This is a genomic window from Oceanobacillus sp. M60 (assembly GCF_053839645.1).
The window spans coordinates 284,536-308,286 of sequence record NZ_JBSSNH010000003.1 but is presented as its reverse complement, the minus strand read 5'-3'; the positions used below and the strand labels follow the sequence as shown (position 1 = coordinate 308,286).

The 23,751-nt window shown below is 39.7% G+C and carries 20 protein-coding genes and 2 pseudogenes; 9 read left to right on the top strand and 13 right to left on the bottom strand.

Annotated features, from left to right (window positions below; translation table 11 throughout):
• Window positions 1–251: 251 nt before the first annotated feature.
• Window positions 252–1,145: a LysR family transcriptional regulator gene (locus tag ACW0TQ_RS09390; RefSeq protein WP_042532858.1), complete on the bottom strand. Its 894-nt coding sequence runs from the start codon at window positions 1,143–1,145 to the stop codon at window positions 252–254.
• A 116-nt stretch (window positions 1,146–1,261) separates the two neighbouring features.
• Here ACW0TQ_RS09390 and ACW0TQ_RS09385 point away from each other — a divergent pair, with 116 nt between their 5' ends.
• The 4 genes and pseudogenes from ACW0TQ_RS09385 to ACW0TQ_RS09370 all read left to right on the top strand — a co-directional run bounded on the left by ACW0TQ_RS09385 (window position 1,262) and on the right by ACW0TQ_RS09370 (window position 3,579).
• Complete coding sequence (locus ACW0TQ_RS09385; protein WP_042532856.1) at window positions 1,262–2,290, top strand: YeiH family protein; 1,029 nt, start codon at window positions 1,262–1,264, stop codon at window positions 2,288–2,290.
• A 382-nt stretch (window positions 2,291–2,672) separates the two neighbouring features.
• A pseudogene (locus ACW0TQ_RS09380) lies at window positions 2,673–2,906 on the top strand (ribosomal protein L7/L12); the annotation flags it as partial.
• Window positions 2,907–2,990: 84 nt separating this feature from the next.
• Window positions 2,991–3,071, top strand: a pseudogene (locus ACW0TQ_RS09375) (ribosomal protein L7/L12); the annotation flags it as partial.
• 91 nt (window positions 3,072–3,162) lie between these two features.
• Window positions 3,163–3,579, top strand: a complete 417-nt coding sequence (locus ACW0TQ_RS09370; RefSeq protein WP_042536111.1) for an NUDIX hydrolase — start codon at window positions 3,163–3,165, stop codon at window positions 3,577–3,579.
• 66 nt (window positions 3,580–3,645) lie between these two features.
• On the opposite strand, the gene ACW0TQ_RS09365 is transcribed toward ACW0TQ_RS09370, so the two are convergent.
• Both ACW0TQ_RS09365 and ACW0TQ_RS09360 read right to left on the bottom strand, forming a co-directional pair.
• A complete protein-coding gene (locus ACW0TQ_RS09365) occupies window positions 3,646–3,843 on the bottom strand; it encodes a hypothetical protein (protein WP_042532852.1) in 198 nt (65 codons plus the stop codon).
• Window positions 3,844–3,985: 142 nt separating this feature from the next.
• Window positions 3,986–4,999 (bottom strand): NADP-dependent oxidoreductase, encoded by a 1,014-nt coding sequence (locus tag ACW0TQ_RS09360; RefSeq protein WP_042532850.1) that lies wholly within the window; start codon window positions 4,997–4,999, stop codon window positions 3,986–3,988.
• Window positions 5,000–5,194: 195 nt separating this feature from the next.
• On the opposite strand from ACW0TQ_RS09360, the gene ACW0TQ_RS09355 reads away from it, so the two are divergent.
• A complete protein-coding gene (locus ACW0TQ_RS09355; protein WP_455725601.1) occupies window positions 5,195–5,899 on the top strand; it encodes a phosphatase PAP2 family protein in 705 nt (234 codons plus the stop codon).
• A 217-nt stretch (window positions 5,900–6,116) separates the two neighbouring features.
• Here the strand turns inward: ACW0TQ_RS09355 and ACW0TQ_RS09350 are convergent, their stop codons facing one another.
• The gene (locus ACW0TQ_RS09350) at window positions 6,117–7,439 is read right to left on the bottom strand and encodes a replication-associated recombination protein A (RefSeq protein ID WP_455725600.1); all 1,323 of its coding nucleotides are present in this window, start codon (window positions 7,437–7,439) and stop codon (window positions 6,117–6,119) included.
• Between the two features lie 335 nt (window positions 7,440–7,774).
• Between ACW0TQ_RS09350 and ACW0TQ_RS09345 the strand changes: the two genes are divergently transcribed.
• Entirely contained in the window at window positions 7,775–8,200 is a 426-nt protein-coding gene (locus tag ACW0TQ_RS09345; protein WP_042532845.1) for a hypothetical protein, read from the top strand.
• Window positions 8,201–8,420: 220 nt separating this feature from the next.
• On the opposite strand, the gene ACW0TQ_RS09340 is transcribed toward ACW0TQ_RS09345, so the two are convergent.
• Both ACW0TQ_RS09340 and ACW0TQ_RS09335 read right to left on the bottom strand, forming a co-directional pair.
• On the bottom strand, window positions 8,421–9,380 hold the full coding sequence (locus ACW0TQ_RS09340) for a substrate-binding domain-containing protein (protein ID WP_042532843.1): 960 nt from the start codon (window positions 9,378–9,380) through the stop codon (window positions 8,421–8,423).
• 26 nt (window positions 9,381–9,406) lie between these two features.
• On the bottom strand, window positions 9,407–10,138 hold the full coding sequence (locus ACW0TQ_RS09335; protein WP_042532841.1) for a metallophosphoesterase family protein: 732 nt from the start codon (window positions 10,136–10,138) through the stop codon (window positions 9,407–9,409).
• 489 nt (window positions 10,139–10,627) lie between these two features.
• Between ACW0TQ_RS09335 and cax the strand changes: the two genes are divergently transcribed.
• Window positions 10,628–11,686 (top strand): calcium/proton exchanger, encoded by a 1,059-nt coding sequence (cax, locus tag ACW0TQ_RS09330; protein WP_332094199.1) that lies wholly within the window; start codon window positions 10,628–10,630, stop codon window positions 11,684–11,686.
• Window positions 11,687–11,812: 126 nt separating this feature from the next.
• On the opposite strand, the gene ACW0TQ_RS09325 is transcribed toward cax, so the two are convergent.
• Window positions 11,813–12,646 carry an SDR family NAD(P)-dependent oxidoreductase gene (locus tag ACW0TQ_RS09325; RefSeq protein WP_455725599.1) on the bottom strand — a complete coding sequence of 278 codons (834 nt, stop codon included), beginning with the start codon at window positions 12,644–12,646 and terminating at the stop codon, window positions 11,813–11,815.
• Window positions 12,647–12,756: 110 nt separating this feature from the next.
• Between ACW0TQ_RS09325 and ACW0TQ_RS09320 the strand changes: the two genes are divergently transcribed.
• Together ACW0TQ_RS09320 and ACW0TQ_RS09315 are read left to right on the top strand one after the other, a co-directional pair.
• Window positions 12,757–13,719 carry a helix-turn-helix transcriptional regulator gene (locus ACW0TQ_RS09320; protein WP_193065004.1) on the top strand — a complete coding sequence of 321 codons (963 nt, stop codon included), beginning with the start codon at window positions 12,757–12,759 and terminating at the stop codon, window positions 13,717–13,719.
• Window positions 13,720–13,826: 107 nt separating this feature from the next.
• Window positions 13,827–15,629 (top strand): cation:proton antiporter, encoded by a 1,803-nt coding sequence (locus ACW0TQ_RS09315; RefSeq protein ID WP_193065005.1) that lies wholly within the window; start codon window positions 13,827–13,829, stop codon window positions 15,627–15,629.
• A 135-nt stretch (window positions 15,630–15,764) separates the two neighbouring features.
• On the opposite strand, the gene ACW0TQ_RS09310 is transcribed toward ACW0TQ_RS09315, so the two are convergent.
• The 6 genes from ACW0TQ_RS09310 to kynU form a co-directional block, all read right to left on the bottom strand.
• Entirely contained in the window at window positions 15,765–17,192 is a 1,428-nt protein-coding gene (locus ACW0TQ_RS09310) for a 6-phospho-beta-glucosidase (protein WP_193065006.1), read from the bottom strand.
• Window positions 17,193–17,267: 75 nt separating this feature from the next.
• Window positions 17,268–19,190 carry a beta-glucoside-specific PTS transporter subunit IIABC gene (locus tag ACW0TQ_RS09305; protein ID WP_193065007.1) on the bottom strand — a complete coding sequence of 641 codons (1,923 nt, stop codon included), beginning with the start codon at window positions 19,188–19,190 and terminating at the stop codon, window positions 17,268–17,270.
• A 375-nt stretch (window positions 19,191–19,565) separates the two neighbouring features.
• Complete coding sequence (licT, locus tag ACW0TQ_RS09300) at window positions 19,566–20,423, bottom strand: BglG family transcription antiterminator LicT (protein WP_455725598.1); 858 nt, start codon at window positions 20,421–20,423, stop codon at window positions 19,566–19,568.
• A 548-nt stretch (window positions 20,424–20,971) separates the two neighbouring features.
• Window positions 20,972–21,820: a tryptophan 2,3-dioxygenase gene (gene kynA, locus ACW0TQ_RS09295; protein ID WP_212928243.1), complete on the bottom strand. Its 849-nt coding sequence runs from the start codon at window positions 21,818–21,820 to the stop codon at window positions 20,972–20,974.
• A gap of 2 nt (window positions 21,821–21,822) precedes the next feature.
• Window positions 21,823–22,455 carry an arylformamidase gene (gene kynB, locus ACW0TQ_RS09290; protein ID WP_042532824.1) on the bottom strand — a complete coding sequence of 211 codons (633 nt, stop codon included), beginning with the start codon at window positions 22,453–22,455 and terminating at the stop codon, window positions 21,823–21,825.
• Window positions 22,455–23,729, bottom strand: coding sequence for a kynureninase (gene kynU / locus ACW0TQ_RS09285; protein ID WP_212928242.1), 1,275 nt, complete (start codon window positions 23,727–23,729; stop codon window positions 22,455–22,457). The genes kynB and kynU overlap by 1 nt, the downstream gene beginning before the upstream one ends.
• Window positions 23,730–23,751 lie beyond the last annotated feature (22 nt).

Below are 23,751 nucleotides of genomic sequence, written 5' to 3'. Positions count from 1 at the left end.
TTTTAGCACACCGATGTGTCAACTCCACTGGCGGTTAATCGTCATCTTGAAAGTCGACACCCCAGAAACCCACACTTCAAATTTCTTTAGAAATGAAGTCGCGGGAGTATTCATAAGTGAATAATTTATTTAAAAAGAGCCATACTTTTGTCAGTATGACTCCTTAATATGCAGCGTTAATCAACGGGAGGTTTTGTATCTCTCATTGAATATTTAGTTGAATGAATCGATTTAAATATATCCGCAAGAAACTAAAATATCCGCAGCAGTTTACTGCTTCGCAACCGCTCTATAAAAATCTCCAAGGTTTTTGTTTGGAATGGCGATTTCGTAATAATGGAAAACGCACGTGTAAAAGGAAAACCTTCCATAGGCACTATCTTCAAATCACCATATTTTATTTCTTTTTGAATCGCCCATTTCGAAAGCAGTGTAATACCTAATCCAGACGCAACGGATTCTTTGATTGATTGGGTACTGCTAAATTGCATCAATCGGACAGGCTGAATATCCGCCTTTTGAAAAAAGTTTTCCGTCGCCGCTCTCGTACCTGAACCATGTTCGCGCACAACCCATGTTTCATTTGCTAAGTCACTTAGCTCTATTTTCGCTTTTTGATGGAACAGCTTATTTTCTGTCGAAGCAACGATAACCATTTCATCTTCTGCTAATTCCTCAATCATCATGTCCTTCCTGTTAAATTCTCCTTCTATTATTCCTACATCCAGCTGATGCATTGCAACCAAATCCGCTATTTCAGCTGTATTCCCAATCGTCACAGCTGGTTCGATATCCGGATGTATTTCCAGCAGGTCAGCAATAATCCTTGGTAAAACATATTCCCCAAAAGTGTAGCTTGCTCCAATGGCCAAGGGTCCATTCGCTCTATTCATCAAATCATCCACTAAATGCTGCATGGTTGTATATAAGCCCAGTATTTCCTTCCCGTAATGATAAACAATTTCTCCAGCTTTATTTAAACGAACATATTTGTTGCTGCGTTCCAATAACCGTATGCCTGCACTCTCCTCCAATGTACGAATATATTGACTGACCGCCGGCTGGGTCATGTAATGCTCCTCCGCCGCTTTGGAAAAACTCTGCTTTTCTGCAACGGTTATAAATATTTGCAAATGCTTATCCATCCCTTCACCCTCTTTCCTCTCATTTCTATTATAACAATTTACTTATCCTATTTATTATAATAAATTATTTTCCTTATTCATTTATGTTGGCTATGCTATAAGAAGGAGGTGCTTTTATGACTTCACAAGCATCACATCGAATAAAACGACAGCGCTTAAATTCTGCAAAAAACTGGATTGGCGGTATTGTATTTACCTTTTTTATTGCCTTGCTCGGGTTCTTCTTAGCAAAAGTTCCTGGCTTTAACCATGCTGGGCAGCTCGCTTGTGCTATCATTATCGCCATCATTTACAGACAATTTTTTGGTTATCCGGAAGCGCTGCGTTCTGGAATTACGTTTTCATCTAAAAATCTGCTCCGCTTCGCTATCATTTTGTATGGATTAAAACTAAACATCGATACCATATTGCATGATGGGCTCGGACTCCTTGTACGTGATGCGTTTATTATTCTGTTTGCAATCAGTGTGATGATCTGGCTTGGCAAGGTATGCAAAGCAGATAAAAATATTTCGCTTCTGCTCGGAATCGGGACAGGAGTTTGCGGTGCTGCCGCCATTGCAGCTGCAGCACCAATTATGAAGACAAAGGATGAAGATACTGCCATCAGCGTCGGGATTATTGCAATGATGGGCACTGTCTTCGCACTTGGATATTCATTATTGCGTCCTGTCTTACCATTAACCGCTTTGGATTATGGAATTTGGTCGGGAATCAGCCTGCATGAGCTTGCTCATGTTGCTATTGCAGCAGAACCGGCTGGAGAAGATGCATTAGCCATTGCATTACTTGCTAAATTAGGACGTGTATTTTTACTTATTCCTCTTTGTTTTATTCTTATTTATATAATGAAAATCAAAACAAGCGGTTCTCAAACACAAAATAAGGTTGATTTTCCATGGTTTCTGCTTGGTTTTATCCTGATGAGCCTTATTGGCAGCTATGTGCTTGGACACACCATCCCTATATCTGAAAATATGATGGAAGGAATCTCCGCAGCAACCACATGGATATTGACAGCAGCTATGGTCGGGCTTGGATTGAATGTCAACCTGAAAGACTTGCGGTCAAAGGCTTTAAAACCGTTGCTGGCAGTGACTGTTACATCTGTTTTTCTTTCTATTATTGCTTATTTTATTATTTGAATACGTGTAATAAAAACGACTCTATCATAGATTATATGAGCCGTTTTTATTGCAATCAGGAGACCACCTTTTTCACAACATATTCCAGCTCATTTTCTTCACACCAATTAATGGATATTTGCCTGTATTCATTATCCCCATAGAATAAAGCTTTCCATGATATCGTAATCACTCACTTCAAACTGATTAGGGAATCTAACGTATTTTCCCGGATTTATTTCTAATTCGTCTTTAAATGTTCTTTGCTCTTTCCCCATATAATTATTGCCTATTTTATAATGATTTCTATAGAACGTTAACTAAATGCTTACTATGAATTATGGATTATAATGATTCATGTTATGATAAATGAATAAAACAAAGCCATAGGAGGTAAAGACACATGTCCACGGAATTTATTCTAATTGTTGTTATTGGTCTTGCACTTATTTACCTGTCAACGTTGCGAAACAGAAATAAACCCGCTGACAGACAAGGAAGAGAGCTGAAGTCTCCAGAAGAGATTCTCCCAGAAGTTCAGCAGAGGTTGGAATCAGGAGAAAATAAAATTAAATTGATTAAGCATGTACGTATCGAAACCGGGCTTGGACTGGAGGATGCGAAAAATTTAGTTGAGGGGAACTATAAAATGAAGAGCCCCATTGCAGATTCCGACCTTAAGGAAAAAGTCCAAGAAATGCTTCAATCTGGCACCGGGGAAATCAAAACAATAAAATACGTTCGTGAACAGACTGGATTGGGCTTAAAAGAAGCAAAGGATTTTGTAGACAATGTCAAAAAGAATGAAGAGATGTAAATCCGCAGAGAGACTCTGTTTTCTGCTGTCAAAATAGAAACGCAGCCAGTTATACGGAGGTAAGGGAGCTGTGATTGTGATTCCAATCCAAAAAGTATACGGTTATATAACAAGACGGAAAGAAGACAAAATACAAGTCCTTGTTTTCCGGCATTCTAATCCAGCAGCCGGCGTACAAATTCCTAAAGGAACCGTGAAAGACGGAGAAGAAACAGAAGAAGCGGTCATTCGGGAAATCAAAGAAGAGACAGGATTAAAAAATTTCAAAGTCGAAACATTGATTGCAGAAGATTTTTGGAAAAATGATGATGGGGCTGTTCATCAGAGATTTTTTTATGATATATATGTAACAGAGTCTCTTGATGAATGGGAGTATCAGCCAACAGGTGGCGGGGAAGAAAAAGGACTGACCTTCCGCTACTTTTGGATTTCTTCTCCAAACGAAACAGAGCTCGTCCGAGGGCATGGGGATTACTTAGATTATATCTTTTAGCAGAAGACTTTTTTAAAGATACATGTTGATATGATTTCTTAGGGACTGTGATTTATAATAATGACCTTATAGACTATCTGACTTGTTCCTGCTGTTTTTCTTTGCATAATACGTCCATGTATAATACACAATCCAAAATAAAGCGATGACTACAAACGCATAGAGCATTCCTTTATTTTCTGGTATAAAGATGATTAAAGAAATAGAAATGAGTAAAGACGGCGGCATAAGTATCCAATAACGTTTATTTTTAAAAGTATTCATAGCAGTCCACCTCCATTAAATCAGAAATCCATCCCGGAAAATATGATAGCCTTTCCATCATTACCTCTTTCTTAACAAATCTAGTTTTTTAAAAGAAGCCGCTTATTCAGAACATATGAATCAAGCGGCTTTCTCTGTAAACTTATTCTGCATCAGCAACTTTTACCAGCTGCTTCCCTATATTATCTCCGGAAAATAGTCCTAAAAACGCATCTGGAATCGAATGGAACCCTTCTTGAATGGTCTCTTCAAACTTCAATTCACCATTAGAAACTGCTTCTTCCAGTGCCTGATAGGCTTCATCATAGTGGTCGGCAAAGTCGCCTACCAGCAAGCCCTGCATTTTCACACGTGATTTAATCAAGAATTGCTGCACACGCAGACCAATATCTTTTTCTCCTTCTTCTAAATTATAGGCTGAAATCGCGCCGCATACAGGTACACGGGCAAACACATTTAATAACGGCCAGACAGCATCTGAAATTTCACCGCCGACATTTTCATAATAGACGTCAATTCCATCTGGACATGTTTCTTTCAGCTGCTCACTGACATTTCCTTTTTTATATTCAACAGCTGCATCAAGCCCGAGTGTTTCTGTAATATAAGCAGCTTTTTTCTCTGATCCGACAATGCCTACCACTCGTGCTCCTTCTTTCTTAGCCAGCTGTCCCGCGATTTGTCCGACAGCTCCTGCTGCCCCCGATACAACAACGGTCTCTCCCTTTTTTGGCTCGCCAATATGCATCATGCCGAAATAGGCGGTGAGTGCAGGCATTCCCAACACGCTTAGAGCGCTTGATGGACTCATTCCTTTTGTAGTTACCTTTCTCACCTTATCATTTTTGACCACATTGTATTCCTGAAAATCGAGCGTACCAGTTACCAGGTCGCCCTTTTCAAAATTACTGCTGTTGGATTCGACCACCTGGCTTACTGCTGCGCCCTTTAATGGTTCCCCTACTTCAAAAGGAGCTGCGTAGGATGGACCATCAGACATTCTCCCGCGCATATAGGGGTCTACCGATACATACAACGTTTTAAGCAGCAGCTCTTCTTCTGAAGGTTTACCGATTTCTGCCTTTTTAAATTGAAATGTATTTTCATCCGGCAGCCCATTTGGACGCTCTTGTAGTATTAATTGTTCTTGTGTCATCCTTATTTCCTCCTTCATCTTTACTGTTAACAAAATAAAAATTAACCTTTATGTATCTTTTCCTTTCTCTCTAAAAGATTAAACATAACTTTTTGTTTATTTCCATGCAAAAAAGCTTGTTATTATGTACAATGAAAATTTGACAATTAATTTAAATAGGGAATTGTAAATAGAGAGAGAAAGAAGGGTAGCGTTTTGAAGTCTCAAAGATTAACTCCTGCTTCTTTTTTATTGGCAGGGATTATATTTCTATTATTATTCGGCGTCATCGCCTGGGGTGTATATTTTGAAAGCAATTGGATCCGTTCCTTTGATTTATCATGGATTGAGCGGATTCAGGGAACAATTTCTGAAGGAAAAACAGCTTTTATTATGTTTATGACAGAGCTGGGAAGCATGAAAGCTGTTATCGCCATGACAATTATTATTTGTATTGTCCTCTTTTTCAAGCATAAATTTGCAGAAGGATTATGGTTCGGCGGTACGATTCTTTTCTGCGCAGCAATCGGCGGAAAAGTATTAAAGAAAATCGTTGACCGTGATCGCCCTAACTTCTTACAACTTATTGAAAAAACAAACGAAAGCTTCCCGAGCGGACATGCCACAGCTACAACGATTTTTTATGGTTTTATCGGGATGGTACTTATTCTTTCAGTTTATCAAATATGGAAAAAAGTAATTATCAGCTTTATCACACTTGTTTGGATTGGTTTTATATTATTTACGAGAATTTATTTAGGAGTACATTTCCCTACAGATGTGCTTGCCGGATTTTTATATGGTTTAGCTGCTGTATTTATTTCCATAGGCGTCTATTTACTTATTCGGGAGCCGCTTCGTCAGCTTCTCCAAAAACTTCATTTAGCTGATCAAAGTCAGGCTTTTAAAAGAGCGAGATAGTACGAAGAAAGGCATCCGTATGAGATACGGATGCCTTTCTTTTCGAAATTTGCGGCGAAAGAACATGCAGTTCACATCTGCATATCGTACGTTGTCTCTCGGCTTACGCAAATCAGCTCATCGCAAAATAAAGTATAGCATGGTTTTAGTTAAAATACCACGCTTATTTTTTTACCTTCCGGCTAGAAAAGCTTTCATCCCTTCATCAGCTGAGCTGTTAATTATTCCTTTTCTGCCATTCCTTCACATAATTCAATCTTTCTTTAAATTTTTTCTCATTTCCTTGCTCTGTCGGGTAATAGTACTGCTGTCCCTCCAACGAAGGCGGCATCGTTCGCATCGCAGTTAATTTATCTTTTTCATCATGCGCATACTGATAACCCTTTCCATAATCCAGTTCTTTCATTAATTTTGTCGGTGCATTTCTGATTTGCAGAGGTACGGGTTCATTAATCGATTCCTTTACATCCTTTTTCGCTTTTTGCCGCGCTCGGTACACGGCATTTGATTTGGGCGCCAGTGACAAATAGATAACCGCCTCTGTAAGATGGACATCACATTCCGGCATTCCGATATAACGGCAGGCTTGAAATACATCCGTGGTAATTGTCAGTGCACGTGTATCAGCTAAGCCGATATCTTCACTCGCAAAGCGAATCAGCCTTCTGGCAATATAGATTGGATCCTCTCCTGATTCAAGCATTCTGGACATCCAATAAATCGCGGCATCCACATCACTGTTCCGCATCGATTTATGAAGGGCAGAAATGATATTATAATGCTCTTCGCCACTTTTATCATACAGAAAGGAAGTCCGGTTAATCAGCTGTTCCAGATTCGACTCATTGATATAGAAGCCTCCTGCATTTGTGCCGCTATTTAACACCGCCATCTCTAACGTATTTAAGGCACTCCTTGCATCTCCATTTGCAAACTTTGCAATCGCCTCTAAGCTTTGTTCGGTTATATGAATATCCTTATCTCCAAATCCATACGGATGGATTATTGCATTCCTTAAAAGATTTACAACATCAGCTATTTCCAATTGGTTTAAAACAAACACCTTACTTCTCGACAGCAATGCCGCATTTACTTCAAAGGAAGGGTTCTCCGTTGTTGCCCCGATTAAAATAATACTGCCATTTTCGACATAAGGCAGAAAAGCATCCTGCTGCGCCTTGTTGAACCGGTGTATTTCATCAATAAAAATAATGGTTTTTTCACCGAAATCGCGTCTTGTTTCCGCTTCCTTCATTATATTTTTGATATCCTTGATGCTGCTGTTTACTGCAGACAGGTTAATAAATTTTGATTCTGTCTTATGAGCAATAATTTCAGCCAGCGTTGTTTTGCCAACGCCAGGCGGTCCCCAAAAAATAATCGAAGTCACCTGGTCATTTTCGATAAATTCACGCAACACCTTCCCCCGCGCCAATAAGTGCTGCTGACCGACAAATTCATCCAGTGTTCTGGGACGGACACGGCTGGCAAGCGGGGAATTTCTTTTATTATCCTCACCAAAAAGCGATTCCTGTTTCATTGGACTCACCTCTCATTTCAGCAAATTGATTGTTACGGAGTAATTATATTTATTTCAAACGTCTAAACTTTAAAGCTTTCGTCTTCGTTATTTGAAGTGATCAAAACCACCAAAGGAACGTTTGTTCTATTATAACAAACGTTCTTTGATTTGCAAAGCTTTTAAAAACAAGGAAGAAATATTCGTTACAGCCGCAAACAGCCCGATTAACCTAACTGCCAGCGGTTTTAACAAAATGCGTAAGCGCCTCCTGCAGTTCTCACTTTATCTCCGATTAGAAGCTAATTGCCTTTATGCTATAATAAAACAAAGTATTTGCTGAAGGAGGATGACATATGCTTTTTATACAAATCTTTTTGATTATTGTGATCGTTGCTGGAATAATCTATTTATTATTTTTACGTAAAAGAAATAAATTCAATCCATCCCAATCACAAAGAGATCCTTTCGAGGTTATTCTAGAAGCTACAGAGATGATTGAAGATAATAAAAATAACGCATCGCCTTTAAAATTTATACGAATTATGAAATATGTACGGCAAGAAACCGGTATGGGCTTCTTCGAATTAAAAAGATATGTAAATAATTCGGCCTCCCCCTATCTGAAATTAGAAGACCCGGAGGTTGTAAGCCATTTAAAAGATATGCTTGAAAATAATAAGGATGACCATCAGGCTGTAAAGTACGTGCAGGATTGCAGCGGGTTAAATTTCGAAAAAGCAAAGGATTATGTTGATAAATTTAAAAAGGCGGATATATAAAATAAAAAAACACTTGACCTGAAAACGATATCAGAAAGTAAACTCAAGTTAGAGAACAATCCGGCGGCATGCGGCATAGATTTTGGATATTGATATGAGTGTAACTGAAAAGGCATGATCGTATCATATACCACGATTTTTGCCGGGCCCGGATTGTTTTTTTATATTCATGAAAAGCAGCAAATATCCTCAAGACCTTGCTGCTTTTCATACATTTTCGTCAAACTGTTGACCTTTCCATTAACTCCGTTGAAACTTCTTTATGGGAAATCTCTACAGCTATGGCCTGTTCAAACAAAATCTGCCCGATAGAATATAGCGGGATATTAACGGAAGTAATTTGCATAGCACGTGCTATCGGCTGATCATCAAAGCCAATAACCGCTAAATCACGCGGAACCTTGAGTTCATAGTTTGAACTGGAAGTAATTATACCCGCTGCTACTTGATCACTTGTCGCTAGAATAGCTGTAGGACGTTCCTGAAATGCAGCGATTTCTCGTAAAATACGTTCCCCATCTTCTATATTGAGACATTTTTTAAAGATATAATCTTTGTGAAAAGGGAGTCCTTTTAGCTTTAAAAAATCACGGTAGGCACGTTCACGCTGACTGCTGTTTGCCCCCTCCAGCCGATTGACAGAAAAACCAATTTTCCGGTGTCCATGCTCATACAGGTACTCCAGGGCCCTCATAAAACATGCATAATGATCGATAAACGTATAGCTCAACGGCGTATCTTCCCCATTTTCAAATAGAACAATGCTGCCATATTGCTGATAATGTTCCACTGTTTCTAAAGATATTTTTCTGGAACAAATGATCAAACTGTCTATTTGCTTTAGCTTTAACATTTCTAAAGCTTCTTTCTCCTGATGCTCGTCATACCCAGTCTGATACAGCACCAGCTTATATTGATGAACAGAAGCTGCCTGTGATATCCCTTGAACCAGCTGTGAAAAATACGGCACGTCTAAAAATGGCAAAACGATGCCTATAAGATGCGTCTTTCCTTTCTTTAAATTAACCGCATTAATATTCGGAATATAACCTGTTTCTATAATTGCTTTTTTCACAGCCTCCACTTTTTCCTTTTTGACATAAGGGTGATTATTCAGCACGCGCGAAACCGTACTGACAGATACACCTGCAGCTTTCGAAACATCATGAATATTTGCCATCTCCCTGCCCCCTGCCTGCTACAGATTTACGCTTCGATATGATTGATATACGTTGTTTCGTATGAATCTCCCGTTATTATTAAACAATTTAACCTTCCACCATAAGCACATGCTCCGTCGATATCAATTTTTTTATTCCCAAAAAATATGCTATTATCATTTTTTCCGCGAAGATACTGTGTCGGTGTATGACCATGCACAACGGTAAAATCGTGGGGATGATCAAAGCCTAAAAATTCTTGACGAATCCAGATTTTATCAAAATCGGGCGTCTCCTTCCAATCATCCAATGCAGGATCAATACCTGCATGAATAAAGAGATGGTTTTCCGTTTCATAATAATACGGCAGGTTAGATAAAAATTCTAAATGCTCGCTATCATCTTCTTTGATTTTTTCCTTGGCAGCCTGCAAATGCTCCCCTGCAGCATTACCTGGAAAAAAGTCTTCTCCCACATATGATTCTATCGTATCCATCCCGCCATTGATTAAATAACGCCGTTCCTTATCTGGATTGTTGCTGAATATACACTCCAAAAACATCTGATCATGATTTCCCCGCAAAGCAATAGCTCCCTCTTCTACCAGTTTCATAATATAAGCAACCGTCCGCTTTGGCTCAGGTCCTCTGTCGATATAGTCTCCCAGAAGGATAAGCTGGTCTTCTTTTGGGTTATAATGATTTAATTGCAATAGCTGCTCAAGCTCATGATAACAGCCATGAATGTCGCTGATGGCAAGGATTCTTTTGTTTGACATAATAAATCACTCCTCTTTTCGTTTGACATTTTTTCCATGGTGTTTGAATAGCTGTTATTACAAATCTGCCTCCTGGTAAACATTATATTATGCAGAAGGCTCGTTTACATGGCCTTATAATAAATGATCCAATTCACCTTTTTAAATATGGCTTGAGCGTTATATTCATCCGTGAAATTCTGTTCCTCCCAGCTCATACCTATTCTTTCTGACTATTTTATACTTTTTTTGAGGCAGCTTCTAGAATAAATCCTCCATTCTCTACAAATACAAAATATCTCATTCTATTATACCCTTATTTAACTCCAGATAAATCTGTAATAACAAAGCAAAGTGAATTGCACCTTTTTTACTGCGCAAGTGTAAATAATGTGATCTCTCTTTATTTTAATACCGTTTACGTTAAGCGGAATTATCTTCCTCCAAATAATATCGAATCAATCGGGGTAATCTATAGCTATCCAGATATAGAAAAACGGAGGGACTTTGATGAATAAGTTATTTATGATACTCGTGTTGATTGGACTGCCGCTTTCCATCATCGGCTCCATCTTTCATTGGTCTGCTATCGTCATGTTTATCATCTATTGCTTGACGATTATTGCTTTAGCGGGCTTTATCGGCAGAGCTACGGAAAGTTTAGCAATCGTTTTAGGACCAAGAGCTGGAGGATTGCTAAATGCAACCTTCGGAAATGCGGTTGAACTTATTATTTCTATCTTTGCATTAAAAGCCGGACTCATCGGAATCGTACTGGCTTCATTAACGGGCTCTGTATTAGGGAACTTACTGCTTGTCGGCGGCTTATCCTTTTTTGTCGGGGGACTAAAATATAAAAGACAATCCTTTAGCGTACACGATGCGCGCCATAATGCCGGTATGCTGATTTTTGCTGTGATTGTTGCCTTTGTGATTCCAGAAGTATTCACCCAGTCGCTGAACGAACGTGATACGATGATTGTCAGTGTTGGAATAGCTGTTATTTTAATTGTGTTATATTTGGCAGCATTACTATTTAAATTCGTTACCCACCGTGGCGTGTATCATTCAGATAACGAACAAAATGAATCGAAACAGGAGGAGGAACCTGAATGGGGGAAAGGCAAAGCAATTGTTATCCTGGCACTTGCAACAGCTGCTGTTGCTTATGTTTCCGAGCATCTGGTATCGACATTTGATACTGTCGGCGCTGCCTTTGGGTGGTCTGAATTATTTATCGGGATTATTATTGTTGCAATTGTCGGAAATGCAGCAGAGCATGCATCAGCGATTGTCATGGCTTATAAAAATAAAATGGACGTCGCTGTTGAAATTGCCGTTGGTTCCACCCTGCAGATTACGATGTTTGTTCTGCCGATTCTTGTTTTGTTATCTCTCTTCTTTTCCACATCCATGCCGCTAGTCTTTACATGGCCGGAGCTGATCAGCATGGTGACAGCTGTATTTTTAATGATTACCATTTCGAATGATGGGGATTCCAATTGGTTTGAAGGGCTTACTTTATTAGCTGCATATGTGATTATGGGCATCGGATTTTACTTCATCTAAAATTTATAATAGGAAATACGCATTTTACAGCCAGTGCCCTTATGATATAAGAACACTGGCTATTTTATATAGAGAATACCTGTTTTCCAAGTAATCCATTATTTTAACAATAATATACGTCCAAGTTTATATGGTAAATGGCGGAATATAACGTCCATCGATATCTGTAAACTCATACTCCTTCGCTAATTCTCCCGCTCTAAACACCAGTCCGCTTTTCTCCATCACATTTAAATCAGCTGCTAATGACGCTATTCCACGTCCGACATAACAGGGTGTTTCTGTTTGCTGTAAATCATCTGCCTCCCTCCAGCTTTCTTCATCGGCGCCGTGATATTTCAATACGAGCTCGGTCCGCATAAACCCTGGCGAAACAGCAAGAACAGCAATATTATCCGCTTTTAATTCGATAGATAGCCCATATGCCATTCGCACCAACGCATTTTTTGCTAAATCATAATAAAATTGGCCAGTGTACTTGCCATGATCCCAGAATGTTGTATGAATTATCAAAGCCTGTTTATTTTCTCGAAGCAGGGGAACAGCAAAGTGATTGACAGCCAGCTGCGCTCTTACACCTGCTGTAAACATTGTATCCCAATTTTGCAAGGTCAGCTCCCAAAAAGGTTTTCCTTCCACACCCAAGTCATGTGCGCCCCAAACATTATTTATCAAAATATCCAGCTTTCCCTGCTCTTTGCGAATTTGAGAAATCACAGCCTCTGTTTCTGCGTCCTTGGTATGGTCGCACTGTATTGCAATGGCTTTTCCACCGGCAGCTTCTATTTCTGAAACCGTGTCGTCCACAGTTCCCGGCCAATGATTCGTAGATGCTCCCCGAACACTGCGGCCTGTGACATATACAATTGCACCTGCTTTCCCCAGCTCTGCCGCAATGCCGCGTCCAGCACCTCTGCTCCCGCCTGTGACAAGAGCGACTTTTCCATTCAATGGTTTCATTCTCTTCCATCCTTTCTTCCTCAGATATTTTTATTATACAAACTAATTCTTGACATCTATTGTCATATTTCATTTAATTAATATAATTCATTAGAAAAAAGGTGATGTTCATGCGAGGGGACCGTTTCATATCCATTCTTTTATTGCTGCAGTCTCAAGGTCGAATGACTGCTAAAGAATTATCTGAAAAACTGGAAGTCTCCGAACGGACGATTTACAGAGATATGGAGGTTTTAAGCGGATCTGGTATTCCCGTTTTTGCTGATCGCGGCCAAAATGGCGGCTGGTCTTTAGTTGATGGCTATCAGACTGATTTGACCGGCTTAAAGGAATCGGAAATACGCGCTTTATTCGTGCCTGCAGCTCCTCAATTACTGGATGATTTAGGATTAACCCGCACTTCTGAAGACGCCAGAAACAAAGTTATCGCATCCCTGCCTGCAGCTTATCGTGAAAGTGCAAAGGATGTATGGAGCCGCATTCATATTGATACCAGCTCCTGGCGGGGAACAAAAGAAAAAATCGCATCCTTTGAAGTTCTGAAAAATGCAATATGGAAAAATAATAAATTGAATATCCTCTATCAGCGTGCAGACGGACAAACCAATCATTATATCGTACAGCCGCTGGGACTAGTTGCGAAAGGAAGCAGCTGGTACGTGATAGCCGCAAAGGAAAATGGAGATATCCGGAATTATCGCGCTTCACGAATCCAGTCTGCTGTGCCAAGCAAAGAAACCTTTGAAAGACCGGTTGATTTTGATATTGCAGCATACTGGAAAAACTCAAAACAAGCATTTATCAAGGCCTTGCCGACTTATGAGGTATGGGTAAATACTTCCAGAGAAATGCTGCCGAGACTTTCCTTTTCAACTTATTTTGCACGGATAATAGAGACTGCATCTACTGACGAAAAAGGATGGACACGTGTTAAATTAGCTTTTGATACAAAAGAAGAAGCAAAAAGATTTCTTCTTGGATTTACAGATCAAATGACCGTTACCGAACCAGTAGAACTCCATGCAGAAATTCTTCGGATGGCAGAAGCCGCTGTTGCACATTATAAGAAATAAACGATATTCAGTAATATGATCTATTCACCTTCTGACAAAATATAAGACAAACTCTCCCAGAATTGATAAACTACTTTACATAAATCTAAAAGAACGGAGAAAATGCTATGGAAAATATTGCTCTAGTCAGTATCGTTGTTATTATTGTCGTTGGTATCTTCTCGCAATGGCTGGCTTGGCGAATTCAATGGCCTTCTATTGTCATCATGTCTATTGCCGGACTATTATTGGGACCTGTGCTTGGTTTGTTCAACCCGCAAGAAGCATTGGGCAGCCTGTACAGTCCATTGATTTCGCTTGCTGTCGCCATTATTTTATTTGAAGGCAGCTCCAGCCTCGATGTCCGGGAAATCAGAGGCGTATCTAAATCCGTATTCAGGATCGTTACGTTCGGTGCTTTCATTGCCTGGATTGGCGGAGCACTCGCTGCTCATTTTATCGCAGGCTTGAGCCTGGAGATATCTTTCATTATTGGCGGTTTATTTATTGTAACCGGACCGACTGTTATTCTGCCTTTGCTGCGAAATGCAAAATTAAAACCGCGTACGGCAGCTGTCCTTAAATGGGAAGGAATTATTGTTGATCCATTCGGTCCGCTGCTTGCATTATTTGCTTACGAAATTATTAAGGTACTTACAACAGAAAGTCTGCATGCAAATTACTTAATTCATTTCTTTCTCAGTGCCATTATTGCCGTTATTCTCGGCTATGTAATCGGCATGGTGGTCAGCTTAATGATCAGCAAAGGTGTATTTCCCGAATACCTAAAAACACCGATTATTATATCCTTTCTCCTGCTTTGTTTTACCGTAGCCGAGGTTATTATGCATGAAACTGGCATGCTGGCTGTTACCGTTATGGGATTAACAATTGGCCGTACCAAACATTATGTATCCTCTATCGGCCATGAAGTCAGTCACTTTGTTGAAAATATTTCTGTCCTGCTGACATCCACTATTTTCATTTTACTGACGGCTTCTTTAACACGGGAGACAATAGCGGAGATGTTCACTTGGCCGATTATCGGCTTTGTTCTTGTCATGTTATTTATTGTACGGCCTTTATCGATTTGGCTCTCTACTATTGGCACAGAGCTTTCTAATTCTGAAAAGATGCTGATTGGCTGGATTGCACCGCGGGGAATTGTGGCTCTGTCTGTTTCCGGTTATTTTGCAACCATTCTGCTGAATGACGGACATGAAGGGGCTGCTATGCTGACAGCTTTAACCTTTGCGCTTGTATTTATTACCGTATGCGCGCATGGATTTTCACTGCGGCCAATTGCTAAGGCGCTCCATCTTGCCAATGATACCGCACCCGGTGTCCTATTAGTGGGAGCAAACAGCTTTTCCATTGCATTGGCTGCTTATTTACAAAAGATGGATTTACCTGTATTAATCAGTGATTCTTCCGCCACACAGCTGCAGCCTGCTGTAAACAAGGAAATCCCTGTTTATCACGGACAAATTCTGGCAGAGCACAGCGAATATGAAGTAGATCTGACACCATATGAGACCATTCTTTCTCTAACTGGAGATGCTGCATTTAACATACTAGTCAGCCAATCCTATGCACCTAAATTTGGTCATAATCATACATTTACCCTTACCAGCAACAACTATAAGCAAGAGGGCTCGAACAAAATTCCGTTTGCAGGAAAAGGACATCTCCTGTTTCATGAAGATGCTGTATTTACCGAATTAAATAAGAAAATCAATACAGGCTACACGATACAAGAGTTCCCATTAAAACAAAAAGGAAAGCTTGAGAAGGAGCAATTGCCGGAAGATACGGTTCCACTGTTTATCAAAAAGAAGAACCATACCATTCAGCTGATTACGTTAAGAAGTAAAATAATGTTAGATGAAGAGGATCAGCTTGTTGTTTTACAGAAAAATAAGCATACTTAAATGGGACAAAGCCTCGCTGAAATGATGATACTTCATCTATCAGCGAGGCTTTTGAAATACATTTTTCGTTTATATCGATTTATTTATGATTGGAAATATTCATCTTAACAACTCTCGGTTACCCTCTAAATCAAATTATAGCTTCTCCCCATTCGAAGCAATCACCTGCTTATACCAATCAAAGCTTTTCTTTTTCGAGCGTTTTAAGGTCCCTTTTCCTTCGTTATCACGGTCTACATAAATATAACCGTAACGTTTTTTCATTTCGCCGGTAGAGGCACTGACAATGTCAATCGGGCCCCAGCTGGTATAGCCGATGATATCCACACCATCCTCTATTGCTTCACCCATTTCAGCGATATGCTCCTTTAAATACTCTATACGATAGTCGTCGTCAACGGTACCATCAGCATTTAATTTGTCAATCGCGCCAAGTCCGTTTTCCACAACAAATAATGGCTTTTCATAGCGGTCATACAGCTGATTAGCCGTAATGCGGAAGCCTTTTGGATCAATCGTCCAGCCCCATTCGGATGCTTTCAGATATGGATTGGCAACAGAAGCAAATACATTTCCATCTGTGATATCCTTTAATATTTCCGGATCAGTGCTTGTTGTTCTGCTGGAATAATAGCTGAATCCGATATAGTCCACTGTATGCTTCTTCAATAGTTCTTCGTCATTTTCTTCCATATCGATTTTCAAACCATTGTCCCGGAAAAAGCGTTTTGCATAACCAGGATAGTGCCCGCGGGATTGCACATCAATAAAGAAGAAGGATTCCCGGTCTCTTTCCATTGCTTTGGCAACATCATCCGGATTAGAAGTGTACGGATAGGTCGTACCTGCTGCCAGCATACAGCCGATTTTTGCATCCGGGATAATTTCATGTCCTGCTTTTACAGCTAAGGCACTTGCAACGAGCTGATGATGCGCTGCCTGATATTTGATTTGCAACTCATTTTCACCTTCGTCAAACACTAATCCGGCACCGACAAATGGAAGATGCAGAAGCATGTTGATTTCATTGAATGTCATCCAATATTTCACTTTATCCTGGTAACGTGTGAAAATCGTTTTTGCATAGGTTTCAAAGAAATTCACAAGCTTGCGGTTTCTCCAGCTTCCATAGGCTTCAATTAAATGTACCGGCACATCAAAATGGGCGATGGTTACCACCGGTTCTATGTCATATTTCCGCATTTCATCAAATAAATCATCATAAAATTGAAGTCCTGCTTCATTTGGCTCTGCATCATCTCCATTCGGAAAAATACGCGCCCATGAAATCGAAACTCGTAATGCTTTAAATCCCATTTCCGCAAACAAAGCAATATCTTCTTTATAGCGATGGTAAAAATCAATGGCTTCATGCGATGGATAAAATTCGCCTTCAACGGGTTTTAATGAATCAACTTTTCCTGTCATGACCTGCCAGCGCTTTTCTCCCGTCGGCAATAAATCAACCGATGTTAATCCTTTTCCATCCTCTAAATAAGCACCTTCAACCTGGTTCGCAGCTACTGCTCCGCCCCATAAAAATCCTTCTGGAAATTGTGTCATCGTAAAAACTCCTTTGTTTAGTATGGAGAAGGAAAGACTGAATACCACCCTTTCCTTCTATCTATTTGGTATCCGTTACTTTTCTAATGAAAGCAGCGGGTCGCCAATCTTAATTTGTTTTGTTTCTGTAAACGCAATATCTTTATAATCACCTGAATTCGTGATAATAATCGGTGTGGTCAGAGGGAAGCCGGCTTTTTTAATTTCTGGTATATCAAATTCAATAAGCAGCTGTCCTTTGTCGACTTTTGCACCTTGTTCCACATGGCCTGTGAAGTGCTTGCCATCCAATTGTACTGTGTCCATTCCAATATGCATTAAAATCTCAGCGCCATTTTCCGTTGTAATTCCAATGGCGTGATTTGTAGGGAACATCGCCGAAACAGTTCCAGAAACAGGTGAAATCAATTTTCCTTCTGTCGGTTCCACTGCAATTCCTTTCCCAAGCGTTCCGGAAGCAAACGCCGTATCTTCTATTTTTTCGAGTGCAATGGTTTCTCCAGTTAACGGGCTGACAATATCTTCATTTTGTATCGTAATAACTGTTTCCTCTTTTGCGGAAGCTGCTTCGGCTGCTGGTGCAGCTGTCGCTTTTTGATTAATCCCTCCGAAGAAATAAGTCAGAACAAAGGATAGAACCATCCCGACCGCTGCTGCTATGATAGTACCGATAAATGCTGTGTTTAATCCTTCCTCTGGATGGATCATGGCAGGGAATTGGAAGATACCAAGTCCGCCGAGCAAGTGAATTTTCGTCCCGAATAATCCAATGATTGCTCCACCGACAGCTGATGATATAAGCGAGATAACAAATGGTCGCTTCAATGGTAAAGCAATCCCGTATAAAGCAGGTTCCGTTACGCCGAATATGGAAGAAATAAACGCCGGCGGGCTGAGTGTTTTCGTAGTTTCATTTTTTGTTTTTATCCAAATAGCCAGTACTGCTGCTGCTAAAGCAAATGAATGCACGAAAATTAATGCTAGAATTGGATCTTCTCCGGAAACCGCAACGTTGTTAAACGCAATTGGAATAAGCCCCCAATGCAATCCAAACATAACAAATACCATCCAGAAACCGCCCAGAAAAGCACCTGCAATAATAGGGCTTAAATCATACACCCAGACAGTTACCTGTCCCAATAATTGACTTGCCCAGGTTGCAATTGGGCCAATCACAATAAAGGTTAATGGAACAATAATCAGTAACGTGAACATAGGTACAAAAAACATTTTGACAACATTAGGAGTAATTTTCGCTAAAGCCTTTTCAATTTTTGCTGCAAAAAATGTTGCTACAATAATTGGTATAACAGACATTGAATACGTCATTAAAATGACTGGGATACCAAAGAACTCTATATAGACAGGTGACTCGAACACCGTTCCTGCAAACAAGGTATACAGCGGTTCTGCCGCTCCAGGTATTCCTTCAAGCGCAGGATATACCAATGCCATGGCAATAACCATACCTATGAAAGGCGTCCCGCCGAACTTTTTCATTGCACTGTACCCTAATATAATCGGCAAGAAATAAAACAGGGCATCTCCGGTTGCATTTAAAATTTGATATGTTCCGCCTTCTTCATTAAGCCATCCAATCGCAACGAATAAAGCATTGAACCCTTTGATCATACCGGACGCTGCCAATACTCCAAGAATCGGCGTGAAGATACCGGAAATCATATCAATAAACCGGTTGAGCAAGCTGCCTTTATCTCCGCCATCCGCTTCATCAGCAGATCCTTTTGACTCCAAACCGCCGACTTCTACAACTGCCTTATACACATCTGGTACATGGTTGCCGATAACCACTTGGTATTGTCCGGCACTTTTCATGACGGTCACAACGCCATCCATTTCTTTTAAAACCTCTGTATTTGCCTTTTCCTCGTCTTTTAATTTAAAACGAAGACGCGTAATACAATGAACAACACTGTTAACGTTTTCTTTTCCGCCAACATTTTCAATGATATCTTTGGCTAATTGTTCATATTTCATTGTTTTCCCCTCTTTCTATTATAATAAAACAAATTAAATCTATTTTCTGATTTTATTCAGGATTATTGCCTGCATGGATTCTTTTACATATAGCGTTTGCTTAAAATATTTCCTGCGGTGTGATACTCTTCGGGATAGAGGTTACGCTTCTAAAAAAATAATAAATAATTTCGACATACAGCCTGACAACATCTCATCCATTCGTTTTATGATAATTTATAATTTGATTCAACCACCTCCTCAAAGTAATAAAAAAAACCTAAATTACACACAGCATACAGAGCTCTCCTCTGTAAACTGCGGGTAACTTAGGTTTTGCCTGCTTCATCAGTAACAATCCTAAACATAATTATTCAATTACAGGTTTCATTTATATCACGATGAAGAATCTATTTGGTGCCGATTGGTAATTCGGTGGATATGCAATGTTAAGTAAACTTTTTCATCATTGGAAATGTCCCAATCATAGTTTTTAGCAATATAGGCTGCAATTCTCTCTGTGCATTCAAATGCAGCTGTATATTTCTTTTTCACCTGTTCATACAGGAAATCATCATGCGTATTTTCTGCTTTTTCTTTCCGGATAAAACGGGTAGCAAAAAATCGCAGATGCGTCAGAAACCGTTCATAGTTGTTGGAATCCTCATCCAATTCAATTTTGAAATAGTATCTGACAATATTCAGGATATTATTAACCAGTTCCGTTACTTTAATTGCGGTATCCATGTTTTCACCGGATAGTTGACTATTGACCAAATGCAGGGCAATAGAAGCCGCTTCATCTTCTACAAGCCTTACTCCAGTATCCTCCTCCACCATATCCAACGCTTTTAATGCAATCTGAAACTCCTGTTTATAATACCTGCGAATTTCCCACAACAGCGGATTTTTCAAGTCGATGCCATTTTTATGCCTTGTAATTGCAAAGCTTAAATGATCCGTTAAGGCAACATATAAATAATTATCCAATTTATATGTCAATTGAGATTTAGCCAGTTCAAGGATTTTGTAAGAAAGATCCAAGTAGATCTCAGAAGTTTCTTTCATTAATTCCGCAAGCTTCTTAGCTACATTAGAATTCTCCAGCACAAAGGTTTTCTCCACTTTCGATGATTCAATCGCATCTCCAGTCTTTTTTTGAAAAGCCAAACCCTTGCCCATGACAACGATTTCCTGATTGGATTCATCTTTTGACATAACTACATTATTATTTAATACTTTTGTAATTTTCAATTGCATTCACACCTGAAATGAGTATTTTTTAAATTCTTCTGATACCTGTTTGTCCAGAAAAAAACCTGGATTAATCCAAAATTGTAGACAAAAAGCCATACAATCCACTGTGATTAACCCAGGTTTTGCCTGCCGAACAGTAACAATCCTTTAGTTAACTTCATTATAGATGATTACGGTTTCAAATGCAACAGGAAAGTAGATTTTTTACCTAACTGTTTAAGCACTTCCTGATATAGATAGTAAAATATATTTATTTTTATATTCTCCATTCGTTCTTATCCATTCTATCTTAGGCTACTCTTCTATTATCTCCGTTAGCTGAACCTGGGTTTTGAATATAATATACTCAACTTGCGCACCTAAGAATAAGCATATATATCTTGCTATTCCAGGGTGAACATGTTCTCCATTACCATACTTGCTTTTTGATTAAATATCCGGCTCTTTTGGAATTGGTGATGGTGCATAGCTCCGATGCACAGGAAGTAATCTTGGTGGAACATTTAGGATAAATCATACTGGTCAACATTCGAAATATGTGTCATCTAAAGTTCTGTTCGCAGATCCCACAATTCCGGGAAAAAATATTGATCGAGTACTTTTTTCAAGTAGCTCACGCCGCCAGAACCGCCTGTTCCTTTTTTAAAGCCAATAATTCTTTCTACCGTTTTCATATGCCTGAAGCGCCATTGCTGAAATAAGCCTTCTATGTCCACCAATTTTTCAGCAAGCTCATATAACTCCCAATACTGCGCTACGTTTTTATAGACTATCATCCAGGCTCTTTTCACGCTCTCATTCGTCTGATGCGTGATACGGGCATCCCTGTTTAATACTTCTTTATCAATGGAAAACCCTGCTCTGGAGAGAGCTTGAATCGACACATCATAAAGACTTGGCGCATCGTATGCTTCTTGTAAAATTGGATGAAGCTCCGTATCATTTTCATATATTTTGAGAACATATTCTGTTTTATATCCCAGAGCAAATTCTACTAATCTATTTTGATAGGATTGAAATCCAGAAGCACTTCCCAATTTATCTCTAAACTCGATATACTCGCTTGGCGTCAGCGTAGAAAGGACGTCCCATACACTTTTTAGCTGCTCTTGTATTTGAGATACGCGTGCGAGCTTTTTAAAGGAAGACCTTAGATTATCTGCCTGTATATCATCAATGGCAGAATGAATTTCATGCAGAATCTGCTTCATCCACAGCTCGCTTACATGATGAACAATGATAAATAACATTTCGTCATGATGGCCGCTCAAACGATGCTGGCTCGATAATAACGTATCCAGGCTTAAATAATCACTGTATGTCATCTTCTCTTTAAAATCAGTTTGGATACTCTTTTCATTTTCAAAAGCTTGGTGTTGATTGACCGATTTCATTTTTAACGCTCCTCTATTGGTTTTATGACGGCACGAACAGGACACCCATCCCCTTCTTCCAACGCTAATGGCAAGGCAATCAGTTCATAATCACCTTCTTCAACCTGGTCCAGCATCACATTCTCCAAAATATAAATATCTTGCTTATACAATGCATGATGCCCGGCCAGGTCTTTACTTGAAATCGAATCCACAGATGGAGTGTCTACACCTACAAGCTTTACACCGAGCTCTTTCATATAAGCTGCTCCGTCTGCTGTTATCGGAGACACTTCTTCTGGAAAACGATCCGGTTTATTTGGAAGCGCTGTTTTAATCAGCAAACGCTCCGCATGCGAAATTCCTTTTGTCTTTAAAGCTTTTTCGCTAATTTCATTAAAATCACTTAAATCAATCACTTTACAGAGACCAATATAGCGCTCAATATCTAAATCCAGTATCCGTTTGCCCTCATTTGAAAAATGAAACGGTGCATCAACATGTGTTCCGATATGTACACTTGTTGTGATTTTGCCGATATTAACAACTCCCGACACCTCTTTTGTTACGGGCGTATCATAGTGAAATGGTTCATCCCCCGGCCAGTGTGCCAGATGGTTATTTAACGGCTGGGAAATATCGATCCATTTAGACATTAGGAAACAACCTCTCTTTCATTGGAAAATTGCTCGTAAGCTTTTTCTTCCATAATATTCTTTAGTGTTTGTATACATTCATAAACATCCGTAAACGAATTATATAAAGCCACCGGCGCAAGCCGAATGCCAGATGGTTTTCTAAAATCAGGAATGACCTTCTTCCTCTTTAATGCTTTGCAAATTCTCGCAGCCTCCGGATGTTCAAGGTAAATATGCCCTCCACGCTGTTTTTCATTTACTGGATTACAAATCTCAAAATCAAATTCCTTTAATTCGTGTTCAATTAATTCCACCATATATGCGGTCAGCTGCAAGGACTTTTCGCGTATTTTTTCTATTCCGGCTTCATGAAACAGCTCTAATGCTCCAATTAGCGGAGCAGCACTTAACACATGTGGTGTCCCGATTTGAAAAGCTCCGGCATTCCCGGCGGCCGTCAACGTATGCTCCATATCAAACTGCTTTTCTTTATTGGAGCTAAACCAGCCCGCAAGTCCAGGCACAGCCCCGAAATGCTTTTCATTCACATAAAGCGCCGCCACACTGCCCGGCCCGCCATTCAAATGTTTATAGGTACACCAAAACGCAAAGTCAACGTCCCAATCATGCAGTTGATGCGGGACAGCCCCAATCGAATGACATAAATCAAAACCAATTTTTATACCGCGCTCATGCGCTGCTGTTGTCAGCTTTTCCATATCTAAGATTTGTCCGCTCCGGTACAGGACGCTCGGCAATACAATTAATGCAATCTCTTCTGTCATTGCATCTATAATGGTCTCTTCATCCAGTATGTGCCCATCCTCACTCTGTACTTGAATAAGGTGGGATTCATCATACCCTTTTAACTTCAGCTGTGCTTTTAAAGCATAAATATCACTGGGAAAGTTTAATGCATCTGCTAAAATTTTTGTTTTGCTTCCTTTTGGTTTATAAAATGTGGACACAAGCTGATGCAGATTTACGGTTGTTGAACCAGTTACGACAACCTCCTCTTTTTGGGCACCAACAAGCACGGCCATTTTTTCACCAAGCGATTCCGATAAGTAGTACCAGGCGTTCTCTCCTTGCGTCCATCCATCAATCGCATGCTTTTTCCAGGAAGCAAGCAAATCATAGACGGACTGCTCTGCTCTTTTGCTCATCAAACCTAAGGAATTCCCATCCATGTAAACGTATTCATTTTCGAGATAAAATTCATTTCGGAAGGACCTTAATGTATCCTCCGCATCTAGCTTTTCAGCATAGGTTCTTGTATATCTTTCTTCCATTTTGTCACTTCCTTTGCCATTA

What these genes read in the sequence shown, in the direction of transcription:
- ACW0TQ_RS09365 (WP_042532852.1), bottom strand. Translation starts at nt 3,843, where the DNA reads ATGAATACTTTTAAAAATAAACGTTATTGGATACTTATGCCGCCGTCT.
- ACW0TQ_RS09390 (WP_042532858.1), bottom strand. Translation starts at nt 1,145, where the DNA reads ATGGATAAGCATTTGCAAATATTTATAACCGTTGCAGAAAAGCAGAGT.
- ACW0TQ_RS09360 (WP_042532850.1), bottom strand. Translation starts at nt 4,999, where the DNA reads ATGACACAAGAACAATTAATACTACAAGAGCGTCCAAATGGGCTGCCG.
- ACW0TQ_RS09315 (WP_193065005.1), top strand. Translation starts at nt 13,827, where the DNA reads ATGGAAAATATTGCTCTAGTCAGTATCGTTGTTATTATTGTCGTTGGT.
- ACW0TQ_RS09305 (WP_193065007.1), bottom strand. Translation starts at nt 19,190, where the DNA reads ATGAAATATGAACAATTAGCCAAAGATATCATTGAAAATGTTGGCGGA.
- kynU (WP_212928242.1), bottom strand. Translation starts at nt 23,729, where the DNA reads ATGGAAGAAAGATATACAAGAACCTATGCTGAAAAGCTAGATGCGGAG.
- cax (WP_332094199.1), top strand. Translation starts at nt 10,628, where the DNA reads ATGAATAAGTTATTTATGATACTCGTGTTGATTGGACTGCCGCTTTCC.
- ACW0TQ_RS09385 (WP_042532856.1), top strand. Translation starts at nt 1,262, where the DNA reads ATGACTTCACAAGCATCACATCGAATAAAACGACAGCGCTTAAATTCT.
- ACW0TQ_RS09325 (WP_455725599.1), bottom strand. Translation starts at nt 12,646, where the DNA reads ATGAAACCATTGAATGGAAAAGTCGCTCTTGTCACAGGCGGGAGCAGA.
- ACW0TQ_RS09345 (WP_042532845.1), top strand. Translation starts at nt 7,775, where the DNA reads ATGCTTTTTATACAAATCTTTTTGATTATTGTGATCGTTGCTGGAATA.
- ACW0TQ_RS09340 (WP_042532843.1), bottom strand. Translation starts at nt 9,380, where the DNA reads ATGGCAAATATTCATGATGTTTCGAAAGCTGCAGGTGTATCTGTCAGT.
- ACW0TQ_RS09335 (WP_042532841.1), bottom strand. Translation starts at nt 10,138, where the DNA reads ATGTCAAACAAAAGAATCCTTGCCATCAGCGACATTCATGGCTGTTAT.
- ACW0TQ_RS09310 (WP_193065006.1), bottom strand. Translation starts at nt 17,192, where the DNA reads ATGACACAATTTCCAGAAGGATTTTTATGGGGCGGAGCAGTAGCTGCG.
- ACW0TQ_RS09350 (WP_455725600.1), bottom strand. Translation starts at nt 7,439, where the DNA reads ATGAAACAGGAATCGCTTTTTGGTGAGGATAATAAAAGAAATTCCCCG.
- ACW0TQ_RS09320 (WP_193065004.1), top strand. Translation starts at nt 12,757, where the DNA reads ATGCGAGGGGACCGTTTCATATCCATTCTTTTATTGCTGCAGTCTCAA.
- kynA (WP_212928243.1), bottom strand. Translation starts at nt 21,820, where the DNA reads ATGAAATCGGTCAATCAACACCAAGCTTTTGAAAATGAAAAGAGTATC.
- kynB (WP_042532824.1), bottom strand. Translation starts at nt 22,455, where the DNA reads ATGTCTAAATGGATCGATATTTCCCAGCCGTTAAATAACCATCTGGCA.